17 protein-coding genes are annotated in these 24,879 nt (G+C 39.7%); 6 read left to right on the top strand and 11 right to left on the bottom strand.

Annotation, left to right across the window (positions count from 1 at the left end; translation table 11 throughout):
• Positions 1–268 precede the first annotated feature (268 nt).
• From RM541_RS07380 to RM541_RS07395, 4 genes are all read right to left on the bottom strand, one after another.
• Complete coding sequence (locus tag RM541_RS07380) at positions 269–2,194, bottom strand: putative porin (protein ID WP_311499580.1); 1,926 nt, start codon at positions 2,192–2,194, stop codon at positions 269–271.
• Positions 2,195–2,309: 115 nt separating this feature from the next.
• Positions 2,310–3,227 (bottom strand): hypothetical protein, encoded by a 918-nt coding sequence (locus RM541_RS07385; protein WP_311499581.1) that lies wholly within the window; start codon positions 3,225–3,227, stop codon positions 2,310–2,312.
• A gap of 85 nt (positions 3,228–3,312) precedes the next feature.
• On the bottom strand, positions 3,313–4,803 hold the full coding sequence (locus RM541_RS07390) for a RagB/SusD family nutrient uptake outer membrane protein (RefSeq protein ID WP_311499582.1): 1,491 nt from the start codon (positions 4,801–4,803) through the stop codon (positions 3,313–3,315).
• Positions 4,804–4,819: 16 nt separating this feature from the next.
• A complete protein-coding gene (locus tag RM541_RS07395; protein WP_311499583.1) occupies positions 4,820–8,074 on the bottom strand; it encodes a SusC/RagA family TonB-linked outer membrane protein in 3,255 nt (1,084 codons plus the stop codon).
• Between the two features lie 161 nt (positions 8,075–8,235).
• On the opposite strand from RM541_RS07395, the gene rnhB reads away from it, so the two are divergent.
• Together rnhB and RM541_RS07405 are read left to right on the top strand one after the other, a co-directional pair.
• Entirely contained in the window at positions 8,236–8,838 is a 603-nt protein-coding gene (gene rnhB / locus RM541_RS07400; RefSeq protein ID WP_311499584.1) for a ribonuclease HII, read from the top strand.
• A gap of 19 nt (positions 8,839–8,857) precedes the next feature.
• Positions 8,858–11,311, top strand: a complete 2,454-nt coding sequence (locus RM541_RS07405) for a DUF3352 domain-containing protein (RefSeq protein ID WP_311499585.1) — start codon at positions 8,858–8,860, stop codon at positions 11,309–11,311.
• Here RM541_RS07405 and lipB read toward each other — a convergent pair whose 3' ends face one another.
• Positions 11,312–12,013: a lipoyl(octanoyl) transferase LipB gene (gene lipB / locus RM541_RS07410; RefSeq protein WP_311499586.1), complete on the bottom strand. Its 702-nt coding sequence runs from the start codon at positions 12,011–12,013 to the stop codon at positions 11,312–11,314.
• 4 nt (positions 12,014–12,017) lie between these two features.
• Positions 12,018–12,176 carry a YqaE/Pmp3 family membrane protein gene (locus tag RM541_RS07415; protein WP_311493920.1) on the bottom strand — a complete coding sequence of 53 codons (159 nt, stop codon included), beginning with the start codon at positions 12,174–12,176 and terminating at the stop codon, positions 12,018–12,020.
• Positions 12,177–12,308: 132 nt separating this feature from the next.
• Here RM541_RS07415 and lysS point away from each other — a divergent pair, with 132 nt between their 5' ends.
• Together lysS and RM541_RS07425 are read left to right on the top strand one after the other, a co-directional pair.
• Positions 12,309–14,006 carry a lysine--tRNA ligase gene (gene lysS, locus RM541_RS07420; RefSeq protein WP_311499587.1) on the top strand — a complete coding sequence of 566 codons (1,698 nt, stop codon included), beginning with the start codon at positions 12,309–12,311 and terminating at the stop codon, positions 14,004–14,006.
• Positions 14,007–14,224: 218 nt separating this feature from the next.
• Positions 14,225–14,683 carry a hypothetical protein gene (locus RM541_RS07425; RefSeq protein ID WP_311499588.1) on the top strand — a complete coding sequence of 153 codons (459 nt, stop codon included), beginning with the start codon at positions 14,225–14,227 and terminating at the stop codon, positions 14,681–14,683.
• A 73-nt stretch (positions 14,684–14,756) separates the two neighbouring features.
• Here the strand turns inward: RM541_RS07425 and RM541_RS07430 are convergent, their stop codons facing one another.
• Positions 14,757–14,996 (bottom strand): DUF2267 domain-containing protein, encoded by a 240-nt coding sequence (locus tag RM541_RS07430; RefSeq protein ID WP_311499589.1) that lies wholly within the window; start codon positions 14,994–14,996, stop codon positions 14,757–14,759.
• A 315-nt stretch (positions 14,997–15,311) separates the two neighbouring features.
• On the opposite strand from RM541_RS07430, the gene RM541_RS07435 reads away from it, so the two are divergent.
• On the top strand, positions 15,312–17,813 hold the full coding sequence (locus RM541_RS07435; protein WP_311499590.1) for a zinc-dependent metalloprotease: 2,502 nt from the start codon (positions 15,312–15,314) through the stop codon (positions 17,811–17,813).
• Between the two features lie 281 nt (positions 17,814–18,094).
• Positions 18,095–19,003: a DUF7282 domain-containing protein gene (locus RM541_RS07440; RefSeq protein ID WP_311499591.1), complete on the top strand. Its 909-nt coding sequence runs from the start codon at positions 18,095–18,097 to the stop codon at positions 19,001–19,003.
• 227 nt (positions 19,004–19,230) lie between these two features.
• Here RM541_RS07440 and RM541_RS07445 read toward each other — a convergent pair whose 3' ends face one another.
• The 4 genes from RM541_RS07445 to RM541_RS07460 form a co-directional block, all read right to left on the bottom strand.
• Positions 19,231–22,470: a heavy metal translocating P-type ATPase gene (locus RM541_RS07445; RefSeq protein ID WP_311499592.1), complete on the bottom strand. Its 3,240-nt coding sequence runs from the start codon at positions 22,468–22,470 to the stop codon at positions 19,231–19,233.
• Between the two features lies 1 nt (position 22,471).
• A complete protein-coding gene (locus tag RM541_RS07450) occupies positions 22,472–23,818 on the bottom strand; it encodes an APC family permease (RefSeq protein WP_311499593.1) in 1,347 nt (448 codons plus the stop codon).
• A 68-nt stretch (positions 23,819–23,886) separates the two neighbouring features.
• On the bottom strand, positions 23,887–24,207 hold the full coding sequence (locus RM541_RS07455; RefSeq protein WP_311499594.1) for a four-helix bundle copper-binding protein: 321 nt from the start codon (positions 24,205–24,207) through the stop codon (positions 23,887–23,889).
• Between the two features lie 95 nt (positions 24,208–24,302).
• The gene (locus RM541_RS07460) at positions 24,303–24,869 is read right to left on the bottom strand and encodes a helix-turn-helix domain-containing protein (protein WP_311499595.1); all 567 of its coding nucleotides are present in this window, start codon (positions 24,867–24,869) and stop codon (positions 24,303–24,305) included.
• Positions 24,870–24,879 lie beyond the last annotated feature (10 nt).

Consider the following 24,879-nt stretch of genomic DNA (forward strand, 5'->3'; position numbering starts at 1 on the left):
ACTTTTCACTTTTCACTTTTCACTTTTCACTTTTCACTTTTCACTTTTCACTCTTCACGACTCACTCTTCTCTTCCACTCCTTTTGCGTTAGGGATAGCAGCGGCATCCTTATAGCGGAAAATAATCTATGCCCTAATTTGGCAATTATCGACCTCCTTATATATACCCCATACTTCTCCCCTTCTCCAAAAACCGCTATAAGATACAGCGGATAGCCCGGTCGCGACCTTTTCCGGGAGCGGAAACGCCCTACTTAAAAGCAAAAGCTTATAAGAAGAAATTCCAAACCAATCCGAAACGGACGAGAAAATCGGTATATGGGTAACCGGGAGCAGAAAAGTGATTATTTCCCATTATGAGCGAATTAAGATGCTCCAGCTTAAAGAAAATCCTGGTCTGCCGAACTTTTCCATTGAAAAAGAAGTCTACAACGGGAAATCCGCCTAAGTTTTGCTGATCCTGGACAAAGAATTCTGCCAGAACCGGATCATATCCATTCATCTCGTACTTTGAAAAATACTTAAATGTAAATCCTGTTTGGAGATATAAGGCTTTTTGAAACCAGTGATCCTGGTAAAAAATTGAGTTTCTTGTTACGAAATCTGGTAATTTAAGCACATCTGCACCATCCATAACATTCTGGTACATGAGCGTATGATACATTCCAAATTTCCCGAAATCGAATTCCCTCTCTGCGCGTAACTTTAGATATCTTACCTGGTCTCCATACTGAAATGGCTTTACTACCCCAACATCAGTCAGCGCAAAGTAGGCGTAATTCTGAATTTGGGTAAGATTTGCTGTGGCATCAAAAAGTTTCTCAGAATTTATCCTGAAATGGAGATTCTGAGAATTGATATTATCATAATCGTTCTGCCAATTATAATTTATATAGTCACTCTGGTAAAGCAGGTAGTTATAATTGGCATTTTGACTGCTTTGCTTAAAACCAAATTCTATTTGATTTTCCTCGTTGAGCGAATAGGAAGCATTAGCTATTATAAAATTTCCCGAAAAATCATCTCCAAGGTTTAACGAAGCTTTGGCATCAACATGGAATCCTGCGATATCTTTTTCATATTCACCCCCCACAGAAACTACGGAGCCGATTAACCTATTGGTGACTTTTTGATCCTCCAGAATGTAAACCGAGTTATATCCATAATTGTAACGGTTATATCCTGCGCGGATTTTAAGTCTCCCCAGAACGGTATTCCTGAATTCAACATTGGCTTCGTTATATACTTCTTCGAGCCGCGTTTGATCACGAAGATTACTGCTCTCAAATGATTTTCCAAAAACCTCCTGCACTGCCGATTCCTGCGAAAACTGAAATTTCTTATAATTAAACTTGAAAATATGACCAAGAGATAGGCTGCTGAGACTATCTGAAGCAGGATTGGTTAGAAAATACTTGTGGTCCAGATAAAAGCGCTTTCCGTTTAAAGTACTTTGTGCATTTTCGAACCGGACATCTAAAAGAGACCTATCATCAAATTCCTCTTCCTCTCCTATATAATGTTCCAGCGCCTGCTCGGACAAGCCTCCATTTTCTTCATTCAGAAGATCGTGGGACACAAAATGGGTTCGGAGTTGATACTTATTATTCTCTGTACGATAGTTGGCAGTGGTACGAAAAATTCCGGTACTGGTGAGGATATGCTGATATTTACCCAGCGCCCGCACTCCTTTATATGCTACTGAAAAGTTAAGTCTATCGCTCGTATTTACAGTAAAAAATGCATCCAACTGCTGCCCCTGCTCGGGAACGGTTTTAAAATAGATTTCTGTAAATGGTGTGGGAACGCGGTAATAATTAATATCCTCAGTTTCAAAAAAGCCGAAATGCCTTGCCTGCGCCGCAAACTGCGGCATGATTTTATCAAATTGCAGGTCATGACTTAGCGAAGTGTAGGTTTGCCCTGTATTGGAAAAAGGTAAAAGTTCGAAATTATCTTTGCGCAGATAATTGAACCGATAATCTTTTTTAATGTTAAGGGTGGTATCTACATAAGCAGTATCATTTTTATAAGAAATAATCTGGTACAAATCGATGGGAGGTACTGCAACAGAATCTGCTTGTGCCGCTCCAGCTTCATCAGGGTTATTCCCGGGTCGCGCAAGGGTTCTTTCCTGGGCTTGTGAATACAGTGAAACGAAAAGTATAGTAATAGTAAAAAAGACTTGTTTCATTACTTATTTTGAGATAACACAAAAGTATAATATTAAATGAATTGAGCCAGAAAATGGTTTAAACAAAAAAACCACCCCGAGGGGTGGTTTTTTAACCAGATTATTGGTCTATTTATTATTCTGCTGTCTCGTCTCCTTCAGAATCATCTCCTTCGTCAGAATCAGAATCGTCAGAATCATCTCCTTCATCAGAATCAGAATCATCAGAATCATCGCCTTCATCAGAGTCAGAACCGTCTGTGTCGTCGCCTTCTCCTTCAGAGTCTTCCTCAGAATCATCTTCATCTACATTCACATAAGGCTCACCTGCACTAGCATTTTCTCCAAGGGTGAAATCTACACTCATTTCTGTAGTAAAAGCACCAGGAATCACAACAAGATCCTCACCGGAAAAACTAAGAGTTACAGAACCATCTGCGGAAAGTCCATCTCCGTAAGAATCATAAACTGTAAAGGTATAATCCCCATCAGAAAGACATCTTTCCACAGTAGCAGATGCAGCTCCATCTGCAAAACCACCACCTGATAAAAGAATATCTCCTTCAGCATCTGTAACATCCCACGTAGCTTCACTTGCGTAGTCGTCAAATACAAAATCTATTACCAATGGGTTGTCACACGACCAGGATACATTTAATTGAAAGTCATCCCCAACAAAACCTCCATCTTCTCGAGCAATCCCCAAAATCAAGCTTTCGCCATTAGGACGAAAATCCACGTCATCAACATTTACTGTAAAGGTACCTTCATTAGTACCACCCGGTACTGTAACTGTTGCAGGAACTGCATATGCCGCAGAACTCATGGTACTGGAGTTCCTTACTACAACATCAAATGTTCTATCATTACCAACAACGTCAGCAGTATAAACATTAACATCGTAAGAGGTACTTCCTCCGAGTTCAACTTTTATATCAACAGGACTCATTTCGAGTGCTGCATAATTGGGCGCGGTAAACTCATCGTCTGTTTCACATCCCGTAAAGAAAGAAGTGGAAACAACCGCTGCCATAATTAATAAATACTTTTTCATACTATGTTATTATATCTTTTATTAGAAATTAACTATTTGACTTTGGAGGTGCTAAGAACACCTCCAGTGCCATCTTTTTAGTCAACTATTCAGTAATAAGCGGATTGTTTTGAAGTTCGTTAAGCGGAATTTCAAAAGTTAATCTATCGTCGTTATAAGGAATAGACTCTCCAGCCTGAGAAAGGTGATTCGGCCCCCTCGTAATCGTAGCCATGTTTCTCTTCATCGCCAGGTAGCTCTTACCTTCACCCCAAAGTTCAATCCTTGTCTGAAGGTAAATTTCATCCTCAAGTGCCTCTCCGGAAAGATCATCTATAAAAGAAACATCATCAAGTCTTTTTTCAAGAAGCATTTTTAATGTTTCCCTGGCTTCTGCTTCATCACCTGTTTTAGCAGCAGCTTCAGCATGCAATAAATACATTTCAGCAACCCTCATATAGAGGTAATCTGTTTCAATGTTACGCTGACCCCCAATTGCACGTGCAGGTGCATAAAATTTACCGGTTGGGTAAAGATTACCGTCAAACTGAGCCTTACGAACATCGTCTGCAGGAATTTCGGCATATAAATTTGCATCTATAAGTTTTGGATCACCTGCCCAGGCATAGCTATAGGTATAAAGGTCAACCTGACCCCACCAGGAAACTAAATCAAGTCCCTGGTCAAGAGTAATATCCATACCCCACATCCATCCTGCATTACTTACGTCGTTAAAACCACCTCCATAAGGATCTGTATCAGGACCATCATGTTGTGCCCTGGCTACCTCTTCCGCAGTCATAATCGAAAAACCACCATTATCGATAACATCCTGGGTCACGGTTTTCACCTCCTCATAATTTCCCATGGCGGCATAAACATAGGCTAACAATCCCTGGGCAACTTCTTTGTTTACCTGGTGTTTTCCTGATCTGTTAAATCCTTCCAAAAGGGATATAGCATCCTCTAAATCAGAAATCATAAGATCATAAACTTCTGAAGTCGGGCTTAAAGGCTGAGCTTCAATTGCTATTGTTGTGTATAGAGGCAAAATAGGCTCTGAAGGATTGTATTCTTCAGAAAAATATTGCGCGAGGTAGAAATAACCGTAGGCTCTCATAGCTTTTGCCTGCCCCATAATGGCTTTTCCTTCATCAGATTCAGGAACAGCATCATTACCACCATAGCCATCAATGACCTGGTTAGCTGAAAAAATAATCCTGTAATAATACCTCCACGGCTTATAATTATCAATATCTGTGTAATCTATGGTAGATTGCATTTGAGAGATACCGGTATACCAACCGTAAGTAACTCCTCCCATAACCATATCTGCAGAAAGAAGATCACCATAGATATCATAACTCTTTTGTCCAAAATCATCATGATCTAAATCTGTTCCACCTGTTCCGGTATTGAACATTAATGAATAAATACCGGCCATGTTTGCTGCCCGCAAACCTGGATTTTTATCAGAATATTCAGCAATTTGCCTGCTGGAAACAAACTCTGTTGGTTCAGTTTCCAGAAAATCTTCGCTACAGCCGGTAAAAGCAAGAGAGGCGATAGCTATTCCTATATAATATTTAATTTTCATTTTCAATTTTTTTTAATTAAAAGTTTACTCTTACTCCTGCAGTAAATGTTGAAAGCGGAGAGTATCTATAAGTATCAGATTCTCCGGCCTCTGCAGTAGAAGGGTTAAATCCATCCCTTTCAGATAACAGGAATAAATTATCACCACTAAGAGAAATTGTTAAATTATTCAACCCCATTTGTTCAGTAAAAGCACCTGGAACACTGTAAGCAAGTTGTACGTTATTTAACGCAAGATAATCTGCCTTAGTTAAGAATCTTGTTGAAGACGAATTTACATTCTGGTCCAAATCATTTGATAATCGTGGAACATTTGTCATATCTCCAGGTTGCTGCCATCTGTTAAAAATATCGGTATGCCAGTTATTATTACCAACAACATCATTCCCCATTAATCCTGCATAAGCCCCATCATAAGAATATCCTCCAATACTGTATAGGAACTGCGCACTTAAGCTGAAACCTTTATATCCTGCAATTAAATTAAATGCACCACGCACATCCGGGATTGCAGACTGGCCTGTATAATGTTGTGTAGCCTGTCCATAAACCTTTGTGGTCGACTCCATGATGTCACTTTCTTCCACATCTGGGTTATCTTGCAAATAATTTAACATGTTTGAAATTTGCTCACCAGGTTGAAAAGTACCGTTTCCGTTTCCATCAACATAAAATACTTTCCAAAGAGAAGTACCATCTGCAGGATCCACACCTACATAATCCCTCGTGTAGAAGTCATAAATAGAATGCCCAGCAGACCTACCATATAAACCTTGCTGATCTAAAACTTTTGGCTCTCCTGTAGTAGGATCTATAGGCATTTCTAATAATTCGTTTTCAATAAACTCCCCATTTACACTAACATCAAAATAAGCATTGGTAGTTTTAATAATATGTCCTGTAAGATCAAATTCAACACCCTGGTTCAGCAATTCACCACCATTTACTGTAATAATTGCTCTACCACTGGATGGCTGAATTCTCCTTTCAAAAAGAAGATCATCAGTGTTCTTCCTATAATAATCTACAGATCCATCAAGGAATCTTCCCAGGCTAAATTCTATACCTGTCTGGAACATTTTTGAAGTTTCCCATGTAAGGTCAGGGTTACCTACTTCATCAAAAGCAAAAGAAGGTTGATCATTTAAGTTTCCAATGTCAAACCTGTCATATCCAGGATAGAAACCTACGCCACCTTGCTCCCCGATAAGACCATAACTGGCTTTTAGTTTTAAGAATGTAAACAGTCCCTGATCCTGCATAAAACCTTCATTCGAAAGTACCCATGCACCACTTACAGATCCAAAGTTATCCCATTTATTATCACCAAGGAATCTTGAAGAACCATCCCTTCTGGCACTAGCAGAAAGAAAATATTTATCATCAAAGTTATAGTTAATCTGTCCAAAGAAACTTTCAAGTGTGAAATCATCTGTATAAGATCCCGGAGGTGAACTATTCACAACAGCATTATTTAATTCTGTTCCATCAGGATTTACAAGATTATTTTTGGATGCAAATAATGTCTGTCTTGCCCAGGAATTACTTTCATGAGCAACAAGAGCATCTATTGAATGTCCACCAAAACTCTTGCTATATCTCAACAACTGTAGAAAGTTATAAGTAAAGAGCTCTGTTTTCTCTTTGTAAATAGAACCTCCCTGACCAGCACTAGGACCGTAGAACGGATTTTGAAGACTATTAAAGCTGTCGTTATAGTACTGTGTACCAAATCTGGTTTCTAAACTTAACCCTTCGGTAATATCTGCCTTTAAGAAAGCATTGGTATTGATTTCATGTCTTTTTGAGTTACTGCCGCTAAAATTAGCGTCTGCAATAGAATTGGTAAGCGCTCCAAAACCACGTCCCTGACCATAATCGTACTGTGGACCACCATAAATTGGATCGTTTACTATGTTACCATCTGCATCACGCAGGAACAAAGGGTAGATTGATGGAATGTTATCTACAAACCAGAATACACTACCAGAGTCTTCAGACTGTCCATTATTATTTGTTTCTGAAAGTGAGTACCCCATGTTTACAGAACCGGAAAGCCAGTCTTTAACCTGATGGGTCAAATTTAAACGCCCGGAGATCCTCTCAAAATCTGAATCAATGATATAACCCACATCCTTAAGATAACCGACAGATGAATAATAACTAGTAGTTTCACTTCCACCGCTAATTTTAAGGTTAGCTTCATTACGTGTCGAAGTCTGAAAACCATAATCTTCCCAGTCTTCCGGATCGTAACGTCTTGTTACACCAGGTCGTACCATTCTTGTCTCAGGATCAATTAACTCACCACCATTAGCGACATTCCACAAATTATATTGTGTCTGAACACCACTTCTAGAAAACAGTCTGGCATTAGCGTAACCAACAGGATCTGTACTACCACTGGCAACACCACGGTTGTAAAGACCTTCCCATCCAAGAGCAATATACTGCTCTGGAGAATCTATAGTGTTATAACGAGGTAAAAGGTTTACGTTAACACCACTTCTTGTACTAACCTCAATGGCAGATCTTCCAGCCCTACCTTTCCTGGTAGTAATTACAACAACACCATTTGCCCCACGAGCACCGTAAATAGCGGTTGCAGCGGCATCTTTAAGAATAGTGGTAGACGCAATATCCTCCGGGTTAATACCGGCAAGACTTACATCCCCCGCAGGATTATCTGCAGTACCAGGATTATTAGCTGCATAAGGAACCCCGTCAACCACGTAAAGCGGAGAAGTGTTACCATTTACAGAACCAATACCCCTTATACGTATATTAGGCGTACTACCCGGCTGTCCTGAATTGTTGATTACCCTAACACCGGCAACTTCACCAGTTAAGGCCTGAGCAACGTTAGAAACGTTTTTTCGGTTTAACAACTCGGCATCAACAGTTTTCGCACTACCGGTAAAAGACTGCTTTGTACTGGTACTATAACCAGTCACCACCACTTCTTCCAAAGCTGCAGCATCAACATCAAGTTCAACGTTAATACTACTACCCGCTCCCACAGGAATCTCCTGCGTAGCAAAACCAATGTAACTAAAAACTAAAACCTGACCTTCATTTACAGAAATATTAAATTCCCCATCAAAATCAGTCTGAACACCCCTGTTACTTCCCTGAACAATTACATTCACCCCGGGTAGAGGCAAACCTTGATCATCTGTAACTGTACCGGTGACAGTTTTTTCCTGCGCAAACGTAATTTGCACGACCAACGCCAGTAACAGCGTCAGCATTCCATTTAATCTTCTTTTCATTATTATTTAATTTGAATTAGCCTGCGCCAAAAATCATAATAAATTACTAATAAAACAAAATATATTTGATTTTTAATTTCTTAAAACCTCCACATAACTCTGTGTTCATCGGATATTTTGTTAAATTTGGCATCGAAAACGTTAGCGCATAATTCTTAAATATGCTTAAAAAATTTAAATCTTCTTTTAGTGTAGCAGGAACAGATGAAGCAGGCCGCGGATGTCTTGCAGGACCGGTCACTGCTGCTGCTGTTTTACTTCCTCGTAATTTTAAACACGTGCTTTTAAATGATTCGAAAAAAACAAGCCTTAAAAATCGTAATATTTTAAAAAATGAGATTGAGAGGCGAGCCGTGTGTTTCGGTGTATCACATGTTTTTATGGACGAAATTGATGAAATTAATATCCTGAATGCTTCCATTCTTGCCATGCACCGCGCCATCGAAAAACTATCTAACTGTCCCGAACATATTTTAGTAGATGGAAACAGATTTAAGCCTTATAAAAACGTTTCTCATGACTGTATTATTAAAGGAGATGGCAAATATCTAAGTATTGCAGCGGCTTCAATTCTTGCAAAAACGCATCGCGACGCCTATATGGAGAAAATTCATGAAGAATTTCCCATGTATAACTGGAAACAAAATAAAGGCTATCCAACTTTAGAACACAGGGCGGCAATAAGAGAATTCGGCATCACAAAATACCATAGAAAAAGCTTTAGACTTTTACCGGAGCAGCTGGAACTGACGTTTGACTCATAAATTTTGAACCTATATATTGATGAAGAGACTTGTATTCTTCTTTTTTTACCTCTTAGTATTTACCGCATGCTCAAATGATGCGGAAGAAAAGCTTCCTATCGAAAGTTTTATTCAGAAGGAGGCTTCTGTCATAATTCACTCACCCGATTTAAAAGAATTTTTGGCGCAGGTTTCTACAAACCCTATTTTATCCAATAAAGCTACAAAGCTCAAGGAATTTAAGGATCAGCTGATTTTTCTGGAGTACATAGATAGTATAGGAGAAACTCTTATAAGTTATCACGATTTGGAAAAGCAAGGTTCCTATTACCTGCTGGCAACCACAGGAGAGCCAAAAATCAATCTTGATTCTATTAGTGATAAATCACTGGAAACCTATAAGACCGAAAATTGGCAAATTAAGCACTATACTATAGAAGGAGTCAGCACTTATGTTTCAGAAAAAGGAGAATATTTTTTGGCCAGCAATTCCCGACAAGTGCTGGAGCAAAGTCTCGAAGATAAGAGCGGTGTCGAAAATGGCAATTTTCAGCAGTTATTTGCTGCGACAGACCGTTCTAAAGCTTCAGTTTTTATAAATCATAGACTTACTGAAGGTTTTCAGAATTTTTTTAAAGTTCTTCAGTTAAACTCCGCTCGAAAAATGGCAAATTGGAGTGCTGTAGACATAGAACTGGAAGAAAAACCAATGAAAATAAACGGAATTGCCATTACCGCGGAAGATTCTGCTTCAGTTTTGAATATTTTCAAGCGTGCGGGAGTAAACAGAAATGAAATTGCAAAGGTAACACCCTCTTCTGCTTCAGGTTTTCTCTCTTTTACCTTTAAAAATGCGGAAATTCTTCAGAAAAATTTTAAAAAGGTAGGGAAAGATAGTATTAATGAAGCTACAGCGCCTTTTTCTGAAGTAAATGAAATGGGTTTTATATATATGGACGGGAATTCTCTTTTTATACTGAAGTCCCTTAATATTGAAGAAACCTTTCAAAAGATGCGTTCTAAGAGCAGTGCCGAAAATGACAATTATCGGGATACAGAAATCTACACCATTAATCAAAGTCCGGAATTCCGCCGAAGTTTTTCTTCTTTAATAACTATAGAAGATCCGAAGCACTTTATAAGACTGAATAACTTCCTGATTTTTGGCAATAATTTAGCTGATTTACAAAAAGTAATAGCCGATTTTCAGAATGACAATTCTTTGAGTGAAAAAGCATATTACCGGGAGGCGATGGAGAAACTTTCTTCAGAATCTTCTATGCTTCTGGTTGCAAATGGAAAGCAGTTTTTACCGCTGCTTGCCAGGAGTGTTGCGGAAGAATTAAAAGCTGATGTCCTTAATATGGAACTTGGTGATTATCGTATTGGCGCAATACAATTCGTCCAGGAAGACGATTTTGCTCATATTCATGGGATTTTACAAGCATCGGAACAAACACAAGTGTCCGGCGCAGCCCCTGAAGAAGTATTCTCTGTCTCCCTGGAAGCGGAACTGGCTACCCGACCATTTTTCTTCAAAAATCATCTTACAAATCAGATGGATATTGCGGTGCAGGATGTAAATAACACGCTCTACCTCATCTCCAACAAGAATAACATTTACTGGAAGAAGACTTTAGAAAGCAGGATTACCGGAATTATTCATGAAGTAGACCTCTTCAAAAATGGCAAATTTCAGCTTGCATTTAGTACACAGAATTCTGTGCAGGTTCTGGACAGGAATGGGAACACGGTGAAACCTTTCCCTCTTCAATTTAATGATCCTATTACCCAGCCACTATCAGTCTTCGATTACGATAATAATAGAAAATATCGATTTCTGGTCACACAGGGAGACAGAGTCTATATGTACAATGGAGACGGGAAAGCTGTTAAAGGTTTTGACTTCAGCAAAGCTACTTCAGAAATTAAAAATTCGCCGAAGCACATTAGAATTGGCACCAAAGATTACATCCTGGTATCTGAAGCGTCCGGAAAAATTAATATTCTGAGCCGGCAGGGTGATGTACGTGTTCCGGTAACCGAAATTTTTGAATTATCAGGAAATGAGTGGTATGAATACAACGGAAAATTTATTTCCACAAGTACGACAGGGGAATTAATAAGTATTAGTCAGCAAGGAAAAGTGCAAAAAGAAAACCGAAATCTTGCCGAAAATCACTACCTAAACTCTACTCCAAAAACTATACTAACGCTTTCGGATAATATTTTGACAATAGAAGGAAAGAAAGTAGAGCTTGATTTTGGACTATATACCGAACCTCAGATTTTTTACGTGAATAACCGGGTTTTAATTTCGGTGACAGATACCCAGGCGAAACGGGTTTATCTCTTTAATTCCAACGCTGAACTTTTAGAAGGTTTTCCGGTTTATGGTACTTCTCAAATCGATCTTAATAATGCAGACCTCGATAGAAACCTGGAATTTGTAGTAGAAGGAGATGATAAGGCACTGTTATACTATAAGTTTTAATTATTCCACCAACTCCGCCTCAAAAAGATCTGCGAAATGTTTTAATAATTTCTCCTGAACTTCAGGCAACGGAATCTCTTTTTTACCTAATTCTACGTTTAAAGAAGTAACCGCTTTATCTTTAATTCCACAGGGAACAATATTATCAAAATATCCAAGATCGGAATTCACATTAAGTGCAAGCCCATGCATGGTCACCCAGCGGCTTGCCCTTACCCCCATCGCACAAATTTTTCTTGCAAATGGTGTATTTATATCAAGCCAAACTCCCGTTTCGCCTTCACTTCTTTCAGCTTTTAATCCGTATTCTTTTAACGTGAGAATCACAGCCTCTTCCAGCAACCGTAAATATTTATGAATATCCGTAAAAAAATTATCCAGATCGAGAATTGGATAAGCCACCAACTGCCCGGGGCCGTGATAGGTGATATCGCCTCCCCGATTTATTTTGTAAAAACTGGCGTTTTTCTGCTTCAGTTCTTCTTCAGAAATCAGCAAATTCGCAGCGTCACCACTTTTTCCTAAAGTATAAACGTGTGGATGCTCGACAAGCAAAAGATAATTTGAAGTCGGTTCCGTAGCGTTTTCTCTGCGGTTTTTAATTTTTAGATCCAAAGTCGCTTTAAACAACTTTTCCTGGTACTCCCAGGTTTCCTTGTAATCTTTTAATCCCAGCCTTTGAATTTCAACTTTTCTGTTCATTTTTCTAGCTCTTTGGATTATTCAGAATAATTAACGCGGCAATTACACCCGGGATCCAGCCTAAGAGTGTAAGGATAAGAACAATCACTATTGAACCACAACCTTTGTCATAGACCGCCAGCGGAGGAAATAAAACCGATAAGACAACGCGCCAGATACTCATTTTACTCTAATTTTTCGGCACAAAGATAGAATTAAAATTTCGGCTTTCACTGGGATTGGTGGATAGCCTGATTGTCATTATATTTGCACCTGCCAAAGGTATAAGCCGGGCAATAATTGACAAAATAACATCATGCAGCTATCTGAACAGGAAATTGTAAGAAGGGAAAAACTATCTGCCCTTAGAAAATCCGGAATCAATCCTTATCCAGCCGAACTTTTCCCGGTGGACCACACTACTTCTGAAATAAAGTCCAATTTTGAGGAAGGAAAAAAAGTGGTCATCGCAGGTCGGTTAATGTCGCGACGGATCCAGGGAAAAGCCTCGTTTGCGGAATTGCAGGATTCAAAAGGAAAAATTCAGGTTTATTTTAACCGCGATGAAATTTGCCCAGATGAGGATAAAAGTAAATACAATGATGTTTACAAGAAGCTGCTCGATATTGGTGATTTTATAGGAATAGAAGGGGAACTTTTTAAAACTAAAGTTGGGGAGATGACGGTAATGGTAAAAGATTACAGCTTGCTGAGCAAATCTTTACGCCCGCTCCCGCTTCCTAAAACCGATAAAGAAGGTAATACTCATGATGGTTTTAAAGATCCTGAACATCGTTACCGCCAGCGTTATGCCGACCTGGCTGTGAATCCGCAGGTGAAGGAAGTTTTTATAAAACGTACGAAGTTATTTAATGCAATGCGGAATTTCTTCAACGACAAAGGTTATTTTGAAGTTGAAACGCCAATCCTACAATCTATTCCCGGAGGTGCTGCGGCGCGGCCATTTATCACGCATCACAACGCACTTGATATTCCGCTTTACTTAAGAATCGCAAATGAGTTGTATTTAAAGCGCCTAATTGTTGGGGGTTTTGACGGAGTTTATGAGTTTTCGAAAAACTTCAGAAATGAAGGAATGGACAGAACCCATAATCCGGAATTTACCGCAATGGAGATTTACGTAGCATATAAAGACTACAACTGGATGATGGATTTTACCGAAAAACTTCTGGAGCATTGTGCCATTGCCGTTAATGGCACAACAGAGGCAACTTTTGGAAAGCACCAGGTAGATTTTAAAGCTCCTTATAAGCGCATTACCATGATAGATGCCATTAAAGAATTTACCGGTTATGATGTTACCGGAAAATCTGAAAAAGAGCTTTTTGAAGCTGCCAAAGAAATGGGAATCGAGGTAGATGATACCATGGGCAAAGGAAAACTTATCGATGAAATCTTTGGGGAAAAATGCGAAGGCAACTTTATCCAGCCGACTTTTATTACAGATTATCCCAAGGAAATGAGTCCGCTTTGTAAGGAACATCGTGACAATCCGGAATTGACGGAGCGCTTTGAGCTAATGGTCTGCGGAAAAGAAATTGCCAACGCCTATTCTGAATTAAATGATCCTATAGACCAGCGCGAGCGTTTCGAGGAACAACTGAAGCTTTCTGAAAAAGGAGATGACGAGGCAATGTTTATCGACGACGACTTTCTTCGTGCACTGGAATACGGAATGCCACCAACTTCGGGACTGGGAATTGGTATGGACAGGTTGATCATGTTTTTAACCAATAAACAATCCATCCAGGAAGTATTGTTCTTTCCGCAAATGAAACCAGAGAAAAAAGCTCCAACCCCGAAACCGGAAGATTTTATTAAAATCGGAGTTCCGCAGGAATGGGTGGATGTGGTGATGCATGAATTTGTAAGCGTTGCTAAACTAAAAGAAAATAAACCTACCCAAGTACATCAAAAACTTAATGGGCTGAGGAAAAAGAACAAATTGCCTATAGCCGCCCTGCAACTGGAAGATGTTGAAAAGTGGTTTTAGGCTTTCAAAACCAAAATTTCGCTCTTTAAAAAATAAACCAGCATTTAGTTTTTCATTTAATAAAACTAAATGCTGGTTCTCTTTATCCCACCATCAGGGACTGATATTTTTTTTACTATCTTAAAAGGGTGAAAGTAGTAGATATACCTAAACAACCCCCTCTTTTTATTTCTTACCTTCGGGTTGGACAGTATCTTTATTATTCGCTATTGCTTTTCATGGCAGAATCATATCTCTTTGGAAGACTTCTGAAAATTGCTTTGCTGGAAAGCCGCCTCTGGAGTATTATTTTTTGGGGCATCTGTTTTTTGTTTTCCTTTGTTCATGTTTTTCTGATAATAATGGATGGCTGGTCAAGATACCAGGATTATAAAAAAATTAAGGATCAATTTTATATCTATGGGTTTCATACACGCATTGCTGCCCATTTTAGAGGATCAAAATGCCAGAGAACAGCGGTAATTGTTGCAGCCACAGAACTCGGATTTGGCAAAAAGGCGAAAAGCTTCTACCAGAAAATTGGAATTGACAACTATCACTTTATTCCTGAATTTGCAGTTAAAGATCCCATTTTCATTCTCAAAAGACATTTCTGGTCTCGTACATTTTTGGAAAAACACTATGAGCCTAAATTTAATTATAGAAAAATTTCCCGGTCCAGAATGGAACATACATAAATTTTAAGAAGCCTAAAATTCAGAGATTAACATCTTTAACTTTATGTATCACCCAAATTTTCCCATCTGCTGCTTATTTTGGACCAAAGGCTCCACTAATTTTATTCCCAATTCCACCTAAACCATCATCAGATTTTTTTCCATCCTTATTTTCTCCGTCAGGTTCATCCTTATTAAGATAATTATCTACCTGCCCTGCAATTCCAGGCGGTAATCTATCTTTAAGAAAAGATGCTACCGTTCTCACTGCAGTTTCTGCCTGTGATTCTGTAATTCCTGCTTTTTGGGCCACTAATTGCACTACTTTTTTCATAACTCAATTATTTATTTACTCTTCAATTTAATCAGTAAATACCATTTTTCCCATTCTTAAACAGAACTTAACAAATGATTATCACACTGTCCTTCAAAGTAGTATCAACTTTATACATAGCAAGATTTACAGAAACAGACATCTTCCTTTAATAAAATTCCAATTAAGTTATCTTTGTACCCTTTCCCCAATTCATATTTTTCAACTAATTTTTAAACCATTCAGGCTTTGACAAGTCAAAGAAACACCAGGAGATCATCTTTTTTTATAATTCAGATCTCCGGTTAATTAAACAAACCCTCAATTAACAAATTCATGATTAAAAATTTTTCTTACAAGGCGCTACTTGTGGCTTTGTCTGTATCTGTTTCCGGTTGTGCTGTTTTTCAGGCAGGAAAAACTGAAAATGCTCAAACTTCAGAAAATACAGAAGCCAAAAGCAAAGACAAGCTAAAGCCTTACAAAAAAGTAATTACTAAAGAAGCAAGAACTGATGAAGGCATGTTCACGGTACATAAAGTGGACGATAAATATTATTATGAAATTCCGGACAGTCTCTTTAATCGCGAAATGCTCACGGTTACCCGGATTGCGAAAACTGCCAGCGGAATTGGCTTTGGTGGTGGAAAACAAAATACTCAGGTTCATAAATGGGAAAAGAAAGGGGACGATGTTTTGCTTCGCGTAGTTTCTTATGAAGTGTACGCAGCAGATTCTTTACCGGTGCACGAGGCTGTCGTGAACTCCAACTTTGAGCCAATCCTTCAGAAGTTTCCTATTCAGACTGTAAGAAAAGATTCGGTGTATAATAACGTGGTTATTGACGTTACTGCACTTTACACCAAAGATATTATGGCGCTGGGCCTTCAGGATGATGAGAGAAAGGAATACAAGGTCTCCCGCCTGGACGAGGATCGTTCTTATATCGATACCATAAGAAGTTATCCAGAAAATGTAGAGGTACGGCACGTAAAAACCTACAACGCAGGAAATCCTCCTTCTAACAGCAGTTTAGGTTCTATTTCTTTAGAATTTAGTAATTCCATGATTTTACTGCCAAAAGAGCCCATGGAACGTCGCTATTTTGACCAGCGTGTTGGCTGGTTCGCGCGAGAACAGACAGATTATGGTCTGGATGCACAAAAAAGTGAGGAAGTCCGCTATTTAGATCGTTGGAGACTTGAGGTAAAAGAGGAAGACATGGAGAAGTTCGAAAGAGGCGAGCTTGTAGAACCAAAAGAACCAATTGTATATTACATCGATAGAGCCACTCCGCGAAAATGGGTTCCTTATATCGAACAGGGGATAGAAGACTGGCAGGTAGCCTTTGAAGAAGCAGGCTTTAAAAATGCAATTATCGCCAAAGATCCACCTTCTAAAGAAGAAGATCCGGACTGGAGCCCTGAAGATGTGCGCTATTCTGTAGTTCGCTACCTGGCTTCCCCTATTCCAAATGCAAACGGACCTCACGTTAGTGATCCACGTTCAGGAGAAATCCTGGAATCTGATATTAACTGGTACCATAACGTGATGACTTTGCTAAGAAACTGGTTTTTTGTGCAAACTGCTGCAATTAACGAAGATGCACAAGGCGTTGCCTTTAAAGATGAAGTTATGGGCCGATTAATCCGTTTCGTTTCGTCTCATGAAGTTGGGCACACACTTGGTCTTCCGCATAACATGGGAAGCAGCGTGGCTTATCCTGTAGAAAAACTGCGTGATCCTGTTTTTACGGCAGAATTTGGTACGGCTCCTTCTATTATGGACTATGCACGTTTTAACTATATTGCGCAACCGGGAGATGGTGATGTCGCTTTAATGCCAAATATCGGTCCATACGATAAATATGCCATCAAGTGGGGTTACCGTCCTATTCCGGAAAAAGAAGGAAGAGAAGAAAAAGAAATTCTTGACCAATGGATCCTCGAACATGCAGGTGATCCTATGTATCGCTTCGGAAGACAACAAGGTGGCGGCGTAATAGATCCAAGTTCACAAACCGAAGATTTAGGTGACGATGCTGTTCTTGCAAGCGAATACGGAATTAAAAACCTAAAGCGTATCCTTCCAAACCTATTGGAATGGACTGCAGAAGACGGAAAAGACTATGAAGATCTTGATGACCTCTACGGTCAGGTTGTAGCCCAGTACAACAGGTACATGGGACATGTCGCAGCCAATATTGGAGGAATTTATGAAAATTACAAAACCTACGATCAGGAAGGTGCAGTTTATACTCATGTAGACAAAGAGAAACAGCAAAAAGCTATGAACTTTTTGCACACTCAGCTCTTTGAAACTCCTGAATGGCTTATGGATCCTAATATCTTTAATAAAGTTGAATTCGACGGAAATATTGAAAGGATAAGAAGTATGCAGGAACGTGCGCTCAATAATATCCTCGATTTCGGAAGAATGGCTCGTTTAATGGAAAACGAAGAAGTGAACGGTAGCGAAGCTTATAGCCTACTAAACATGATGACCGATCTTAGAAAAGGAATCTGGAGCGAACTATCTTCAGGAGGAAAAACAGACAGGTACCGTAGGAACCTTCAGCGGGCTTACCTGGACAGGATGGAATACTTAATGACCAAAGAACAGGCAGAGATTCCTGCGCGATATAGAAATTGGGTTACGCAGAGCAGTATAGATGTTGCCCAAAGTGATATACGTCCGGTAGTACGTGGAGAACTTAAAGCCCTCCAAAGGCAGATAAGAAATTCCGTTTACAATTCTGGTGATACGTTAACCAAATATCATTTACAGGATGCGCTGGAGCGAATAGATTTAATATTAAATCCTATTGCTAAAGGATAATTACCCTTAACAAATGTAGAAGCCTGCCATTTTTTAGTGGCAGGCTTTTTTTATGGATGTCTTTTTTGCAACGGAAATTGCGTTTTTCCAGTAAAAACGTAGGTTAAGGAGTACTTTATGGTTAACGCTTTTTCACAATACTTCCCATTATCTAAACTAATTTTTAAACCGCTTTAAGATTCGAGTTAAAGTAAGATTAAACAGTCTCCAAAATTTTACCGCAGCATTAAATTTTTACAATTTTGAAGTCAATATTTATTAACTATAAAATAAAGGAATCTATGAAATCGATGATTAATTTTGAAAAGTACAGTAGATACTTCTTCGCATTGGTCCTTTCTGCAGGACTGGCAAGTTGTAGTGATGATGATGATGCTGGAGTTGATCCAGAGCCAATGCCAGATCCAACCGGAAGCATCACCGCAAGTGATCAAACTCTTTCCGGAAATACGCTTATCTTAGAAGATGCAACAGTTGGACAGGATAGTTGGATCGTGGTAACAAACACTGATGACCAATCTATGGCAGCCGATCCTTATCTAATTGAAGATGATGAAGACGGAGAAGTAAGAATTCAGTTAAATCAAGACGCAAACCTAACTGGAAATGTTGATGGCGATGACTTTGACGTTTCTCTCTACTCAGATAACCCGAACCAGGGAACAATGGGTACTTACGATGAAGGAATAGATGAGCCTGTTGCAGACTCCATGGGTGCAGATGTAACACAAACCGTGAACACTACCGCTCCAAGTATATATGGAGATGACGATCAAATGGTAACGGAAGAAGGTGATGTTACTTTCAGCAATGTAAATACTGGAACTACCGGTGGATATATTGGCCTTTACGGTGAAAATGAAGACGGTACACCTAACTATGATGAACAGATTGGAGTTAGCGAATATATTGAGCCAGGGGCGCAAACTGATGTTACTGCTCGTTTTAATGAAGACTATAATTACCAGACAGGACAAACTTATTATCCAAGATTGTATACGGACAGCCCTGCTGACCAGCAATATACATATACACCTGACGGAACAGAAGATATGCCTGAAACCTATGGGTATGATACCACCACAGGTGAAGACCGTTTCGTAGGAAACAGTGCTAATACTGCCACACCAGGAGGATTCACTGTTGGTAATACAGGTACAGTTGGAGCCGGAGCTGATGCCGGAATGTAATATTAGAATTATATCAATTATAAAAACCGGGAAAGTTCCCGGTTTTTTTATGCACAAATGATAAATGGATAGTCCTATTTTCTTCTCCTCAAAACCATTAAAGAATGGATTTAATCAAGATCTGCCCACGCTTAAATGGTGCTATTAAAAGATCAAAACTTATTAAATTCAGCTAAAAATTTATTCAATTCATTATTTACAGTTCGATTATTTAGCGTTATCCCGTCTTAGATTTTTGTGTTGCGCAACCTCAGCGCATTCGCAATAACAGAAACCGAGCTAAAACTCATTGCCAGCGCCGCAATCATTGGTGATAATAAAATCCCGAAAAAAGGATACAGAATTCCCGCCGCTATAGGTACTCCCAAAGAATTATAAACAAGGGCGAAAAAGAGATTTTCCTTGATATTCTTCATCACCTTTTTACTCAGCGTTTTAGCCTTTACCACGCCCTGCAAATCACCCTTTACCAGCGTAATTTTTGCACTTTCTATCGCCACATCAGTACCGGTTCCCATAGCAATTCCAATATCAGATTGTGCGAGAGCGGGTGCATCATTAATTCCATCACCGGCCATGGCAACTTTTTTTCCCTCTGCCTGTAGACGTTTTACTTCATTTAGTTTGTCCTCCGGCAACATTCCTGCTTTAAAGTCGGTAAGATGTAATTCTTCCGCCACCGCAGCAGCTGTATTTTTATTATCGCCGGTAAGCATAATCACCTCAACTCCGCGACTTATTAGTTCTGAAATTGCCGCCCGGCTGGTCTTCTTAATAGGATCTGAAATCGTGATAAATCCGGCAATCTTTCCTTCTATCGCCAAATAAGAAACTGTTTTGCCTAAATTTTGTTCTGCAGCGACTTTTTCCTTTGTTTCTGAAGAAATTTCGGCAGTAACGTCTTTCATCAGTTCTTCATTCCCGATGGCAATTTTTTGATTCTGAAGATTTGCCGTCACTCCTTTTCCCGTTACGGAACTGAATTTTTCAACCTCAGAAATCTGCACATTCCTCTCTTTAGCATAGATTACCGTAGCTTCGGCTAAAGGATGTTCACTCTGCGCATTTACTGAAGCTATTTTCTGCAGAACTTCTTCTTCAGAAAAACCATTTACAGCGACTACTTTTTCTACTGAAGGTTTTCCCTCGGTGATCGTTCCCGTCTTATCGATAATCAGCGTATCGATCTTGTCCATTTGTTCCAGCGCCTGTGCATTTTTAATCAATACGCCGTTCTGCGCACCTTTCCCCACTCCCACCATAACCGACATTGGCGTGGCGAGTCCCAAAGCACAGGGACAGGCAATAATAAGTACTGCAATGGCATTTATGAGCGCATATACATAACTCGGTTCCGGACCAAAAATAGCCCAAATAATAAAAGTGATTACCGAAATTATCACCACTACAGGCACAAAATATCCCGCTATTTTATCGGCAAGTTTCTGAATAGGTGCCTGCGATCTGCTCGCGTCGTTCACCATCTTTACAATCTGCGCCAGCAAGGTTTCATTGCCCACTTTCTCGGCTTTCATCGTAAAGCTCTGATTTCCATTTATAGTCCCTGAAGTTACCGTGTCGCCTTTGCTCTTCTCTACCGGAACCGGTTCCCCGGTGATCATGGATTCATCCAGGCTACTCTCCCCCTTTTCAATAATTCCGTCTACCGGGATTTTATCTCCGGGTTTTATACGTAAAATATCCCCAACCTGAATTTTATCTGTGGCAATAACTTCTTCTTCTCCGTTTATCACGCGAATGGCTTTATTTGGAGCAAGTTTCAATAGTTCTTTTACTGCGGAATTCGTCTGACTGTGTGCCCGGGCTTCCAGGAGTTGACCGAGCAAAACCAACGTTAAAATAACCGTGGCCGCTTCAAAATAAACATGAACGGTTCCTGTTTCTGTTTTAAATTGCTGCGGAAAAAAATCGGGAAAAATTAATCCGAAAACACTGAAGATCCAGGCAATTCCTGCACCTATTCCTATAAGGGTAAACATATTAAGGTTCCAGGAAATGACAGATTTCCACGCCCGCTCAAAGAACATCCAGGTGGCATAAAAAACCACGGGAATGGAAAGTCCCCATTGGATCCAGTTCCAGTAGTACATATCCAGCGCCTCATATAACGGATTATCTGCCAGCATTTCGCTCATTGCGATAAGGAAAATCGGCAAAGTAAAACCTACCGCAATCCAGAATTTCTTCAGCAGTTTTCGATATGTTTTTTTCTCGGCAGAAACATCGGCCTGGACCGGCACCAGGTCCATTCCGCAAATTGGGCAATCTCCCGGCTCATCCTCTACAATTTCCGGATGCATCGGGCAGGTATATTTCCCACTGTTCAAATTCAGGCTCATTTCCTCGACGAGATCCATTCCACAAACCGGGCAATCACCCCGTTTATCATAGGTTTTCTCCCCTTCACAATGCATTGGGCAGTAAAAAGTGCCCGTACCTTTACCCTTAGGTTTCTCTTTTTTTAAATGCTCATGATGGACTTCTTCCCCCGGAATAAAAATCTGGTAATTCCCACCCGCTTCTTTCAATGCATGCTGAAATTTGCCAATTTTAATGTGCCGCTTCATTTCAATCTCCGCTTCGGCTTTTTCAAGATTAACGGAAGCATTTGCAACACCGTCGACTTTGTTTAAAGCTTCTTCAACATGAGAACGGCAGCCGTTACAGGTCATTCCGGTGATCTTATAGGTGTGTTTCATCAGGTTTTCACCAGAATTCCCTTCCGAAGAAGATTCAGAAGGCATCAAAACCTGGTAATTCCCGCCCGTTTCTTTTAATGCATGTTGAAATTTGCCAATTTTGATATGCCGCTTCATTTCAATCTCCGCTTCGGCTTTTTCAAGATTAACGGAAGCATTTGTAACACCTTCAACTTTGCTCAAAACCTCCTCAACATGAGAACGGCAGCCGTTACAGGTCATTCCGGTGATTTTATAGGTGTGTTTCATCAAATTTTCATCTTCTTTTCCTTCCGAAGAAGCTTCTAAAGGCATGAAAATTTGATAATTCCCGCCCGCTTCTTTCAATGCATGCCGAAATTTGTCAATTTTGATATGCCGCTGCATTTCTATCTCCGCTTCGGCCTTTTCAAGGTTAACTGAAGCATTTGTAACACCGTCGACTTTGTTTAAAGCTTCTTCAACATGAGAACGGCAGCCGTTACAGTTCATTCCAGTGATCTTATAGGTGTGTTTCATGAGGTTTTCACCAGAAGTCTCCTCCGAAGAAGATTCAGAAGGCATCAAAATCTGGTAATTCCCGCCCGCTTCTTTTAATGCATGCTGAAATTTGCCAATTTTGATGTGACGCTGCATTTCAATCTCCGCTTCAGCTTTTTCGAGATCAACGGAAGCATTTGTAACACCGTCGACTTTGTATAAAGCTTCTTCAACATGAGAACGGCAGCCGTTGCAGGTCATTCCGGTGATTTTATAGGTGTGTTTCATTCTAATTTTTATTATTTTTTTCATCCTGATCCTCATCAGAATCTTCCAGTTTACCTTCCTGACTGGTATTCTTCAGAAACAGTTTTTCTCCAAAAAATGTAACAACGATTAAGCCTGCAGAGACAATAATTACGGTTAGGTTTGTTTGTGCTCTTACCCATACAAATCCTATTAATACCACTGCATCCAGAACGATGGCTGTAACTACAATTATAGGATTTGCTTTTACCTCTTCTTTCATATGGCGAAGCACTCCCACATGAATAATAATGTCCATTATTAAGTAAAATATTGCGCCCATAGCTGCAATTCCCGAGAGATCAAAAAGAATTGTCAATGCGATGGAGAGCACCACAATATATACCAGCATGTGTTGTTGAATATTCCCCGGCAACCCCAGGTTAGAATGCGGAATCAATTTCATATTAGTAAGCATCGCCGTCATTCTTGAAACTGCAAAAACACTGAAAATCACACCTGTAATGGTAGCGACAATAGCGATCCCCACCGTAAACCACAAGCCATAACTTCCATAAAGTGGACGGGCTGCTTCTGCCAGAGCATAATCTCTGGCTTCAATAATCTGCGGAATTTCCAGGTTAGCTCCTACTCCAAGGGCAGTGATAAAATACACCACCCCGCAAATCACCAATGACCAGATAATTGCCCGGCCCACATTTTTATGAGGCTCTTTTATTTCTCCCCCGCTATTGGTAATAGTGGTAAAGCCCTTATAGGCAAGAATAGCAAGCGCCAGAGAGGCAATATATTTGGTAAAACTATTTTCGGGTGCATCAGAAGGCATAGCAGAGCCCACACTAAAATCGGCTGCCCAAAGTGCTCCAATTGCAAAGATCAAGATTCCGCCAATTTTAATGGTTGCAGTAGTCATTGCTGTTTTACCAATGACTTCGTTTCCAAGAATATTCACCACAAAAGCAGCGACCAGAAGTCCCACTCCAAGCACAGGAACCCAAAAGCTGTTTTCACTTCCATTGAACAATTGCATGGTGTAAGTACCAAAAGTACGGGCAACAAGACTTTCGTTCAAAACCATGGAAAAAGCCATAAGCAAGGCCGCAAAAGCCGTAATGGTCCCTTTCCCATAGGCTTTCTGCAGGAACATCGCAATACCTCCCGCAGAAGGATAAGCGTGCGCCATCTTGATATAGGAATAAGCGCTAAACCCAGAAATAATCCCGCCCAATACAACAGCAAGGGCAAAATATTCTCCCGCAAGTTCTGCTATCTGTCCTAAAAGGGCAAAAATCGCTGCACCTATCATTACCCCGGTTCCCATTGCCACCGCGTTTCCAAGACTAAGACTGTTCTTTTCGTACTGACTCATAAAATTTATTTTAAAGAATAAAACCCAGTTAAACTGGGTTTTAAATATTCATTTTACTTACTCTTTGCTTATCCTAAATAAGCTTTACAAGCTTCTTCACATTCCCTACATGCTTTTGCACAATCTTTACAGTGTTGTGCTTCATGTTTTTCACATTCATCGGCGCATGCTTTACAAACTTTTCTACAATATTCCACCAGGTCTCTGGCATCGGCATCTTTAATAGCCAAAATTTGCACCAATGCCGCACAGGCTTCTGCACAAACTTTATCTGATCTTATACAGCTTACCATTTTCTTTACATCGTCTTCACCCAAACAGGCGTCTGCACAATAATTACAATGGTTAATACAGTTTCCTAATGCATGAATCAATTTCTCATTTCTCATAATAACTTAGTTTTTATTGGTTTACCCCTAAATTAAGAATGAAAAATGGCAATGACTTTTAAAATTATGGTAAGATTTTACAACTTTAAGGGAATTTACACAGCATCCAGGTTATTGCGATTATTTAAATGTTTAGCCTTATAATAGGATGGGCTAATTCCCGTGGCTTTCCTGAAACTGGTAGAAAGATAAGCCGCACTCGAATACCCCATATCTAGCGCTATTTCTGAAATGCTGAGTTCATCGTACTCAAGCAGTTCTTTAATACGTTCAATTTTTATTCTATTCTGAAAGCTTTGTATACTCTGTCCTTCACTTTTGCTGAAGAGGTTGGTGAGATAACTATAATCGTAATGAAGGCGCTCACTTAAGATTTTAGAAAGATTGTCGTTTTTAGAACCCTCTTCATAGACCTGCTCGATAATAATAGACTTTATGCTGTTGATGATGCGCTCCTGTTTCTTCTGAAGCAGTTCAAAACCCACATTTTCAAATTCCTTCTGAAGGTCGTGCAACTCCATATCTGTTAACGGCCTGTCAAGAATGGCTTCACCAAGGAAAACCTGACTAAAAGGAATGTTTAAACCTGAGAGAATTTGCTTCACTGTTGCTATACAACGGCCGCAAACCACATTTTTTATATGAATGGTAGTTTTTTCCAAAAGCTGGTTT

The sequence above is a fragment of the Autumnicola psychrophila genome (genome assembly GCF_031846645.1).
GTDB lineage: Bacteria > Bacteroidota > Bacteroidia > Flavobacteriales > Flavobacteriaceae > Autumnicola > Autumnicola psychrophila.

Bases quoted from the DNA above. Each gene is read 5' to 3' on its own strand.
- RM541_RS07450 (WP_311499593.1), bottom strand. From the start codon at position 23,818: ATGAGTCAGTACGAAAAGAACAGTCTTAGTCTTGGAAACGCGGTGGCA.
- RM541_RS07425 (WP_311499588.1), top strand. From the start codon at position 14,225: ATGGCAGAATCATATCTCTTTGGAAGACTTCTGAAAATTGCTTTGCTG.
- rnhB (WP_311499584.1), top strand. From the start codon at position 8,236: ATGCTTAAAAAATTTAAATCTTCTTTTAGTGTAGCAGGAACAGATGAA.
- RM541_RS07455 (WP_311499594.1), bottom strand. From the start codon at position 24,207: ATGAGAAATGAGAAATTGATTCATGCATTAGGAAACTGTATTAACCAT.
- RM541_RS07380 (WP_311499580.1), bottom strand. From the start codon at position 2,194: ATGAAACAAGTCTTTTTTACTATTACTATACTTTTCGTTTCACTGTAT.
- RM541_RS07405 (WP_311499585.1), top strand. From the start codon at position 8,858: ATGAAGAGACTTGTATTCTTCTTTTTTTACCTCTTAGTATTTACCGCA.
- RM541_RS07390 (WP_311499582.1), bottom strand. From the start codon at position 4,803: ATGAAAATTAAATATTATATAGGAATAGCTATCGCCTCTCTTGCTTTT.
- lysS (WP_311499587.1), top strand. From the start codon at position 12,309: ATGCAGCTATCTGAACAGGAAATTGTAAGAAGGGAAAAACTATCTGCC.
- RM541_RS07445 (WP_311499592.1), bottom strand. From the start codon at position 22,470: ATGAAACACACCTATAAAATCACCGGAATGACCTGCAACGGCTGCCGT.
- RM541_RS07435 (WP_311499590.1), top strand. From the start codon at position 15,312: ATGATTAAAAATTTTTCTTACAAGGCGCTACTTGTGGCTTTGTCTGTA.
- RM541_RS07395 (WP_311499583.1), bottom strand. From the start codon at position 8,074: ATGAAAAGAAGATTAAATGGAATGCTGACGCTGTTACTGGCGTTGGTC.
- RM541_RS07415 (WP_311493920.1), bottom strand. From the start codon at position 12,176: ATGAGTATCTGGCGCGTTGTCTTATCGGTTTTATTTCCTCCGCTGGCG.
- RM541_RS07430 (WP_311499589.1), bottom strand. From the start codon at position 14,996: ATGAAAAAAGTAGTGCAATTAGTGGCCCAAAAAGCAGGAATTACAGAA.
- RM541_RS07440 (WP_311499591.1), top strand. From the start codon at position 18,095: ATGAAATCGATGATTAATTTTGAAAAGTACAGTAGATACTTCTTCGCA.
- RM541_RS07385 (WP_311499581.1), bottom strand. From the start codon at position 3,227: ATGAAAAAGTATTTATTAATTATGGCAGCGGTTGTTTCCACTTCTTTC.
- lipB (WP_311499586.1), bottom strand. From the start codon at position 12,013: ATGAACAGAAAAGTTGAAATTCAAAGGCTGGGATTAAAAGATTACAAG.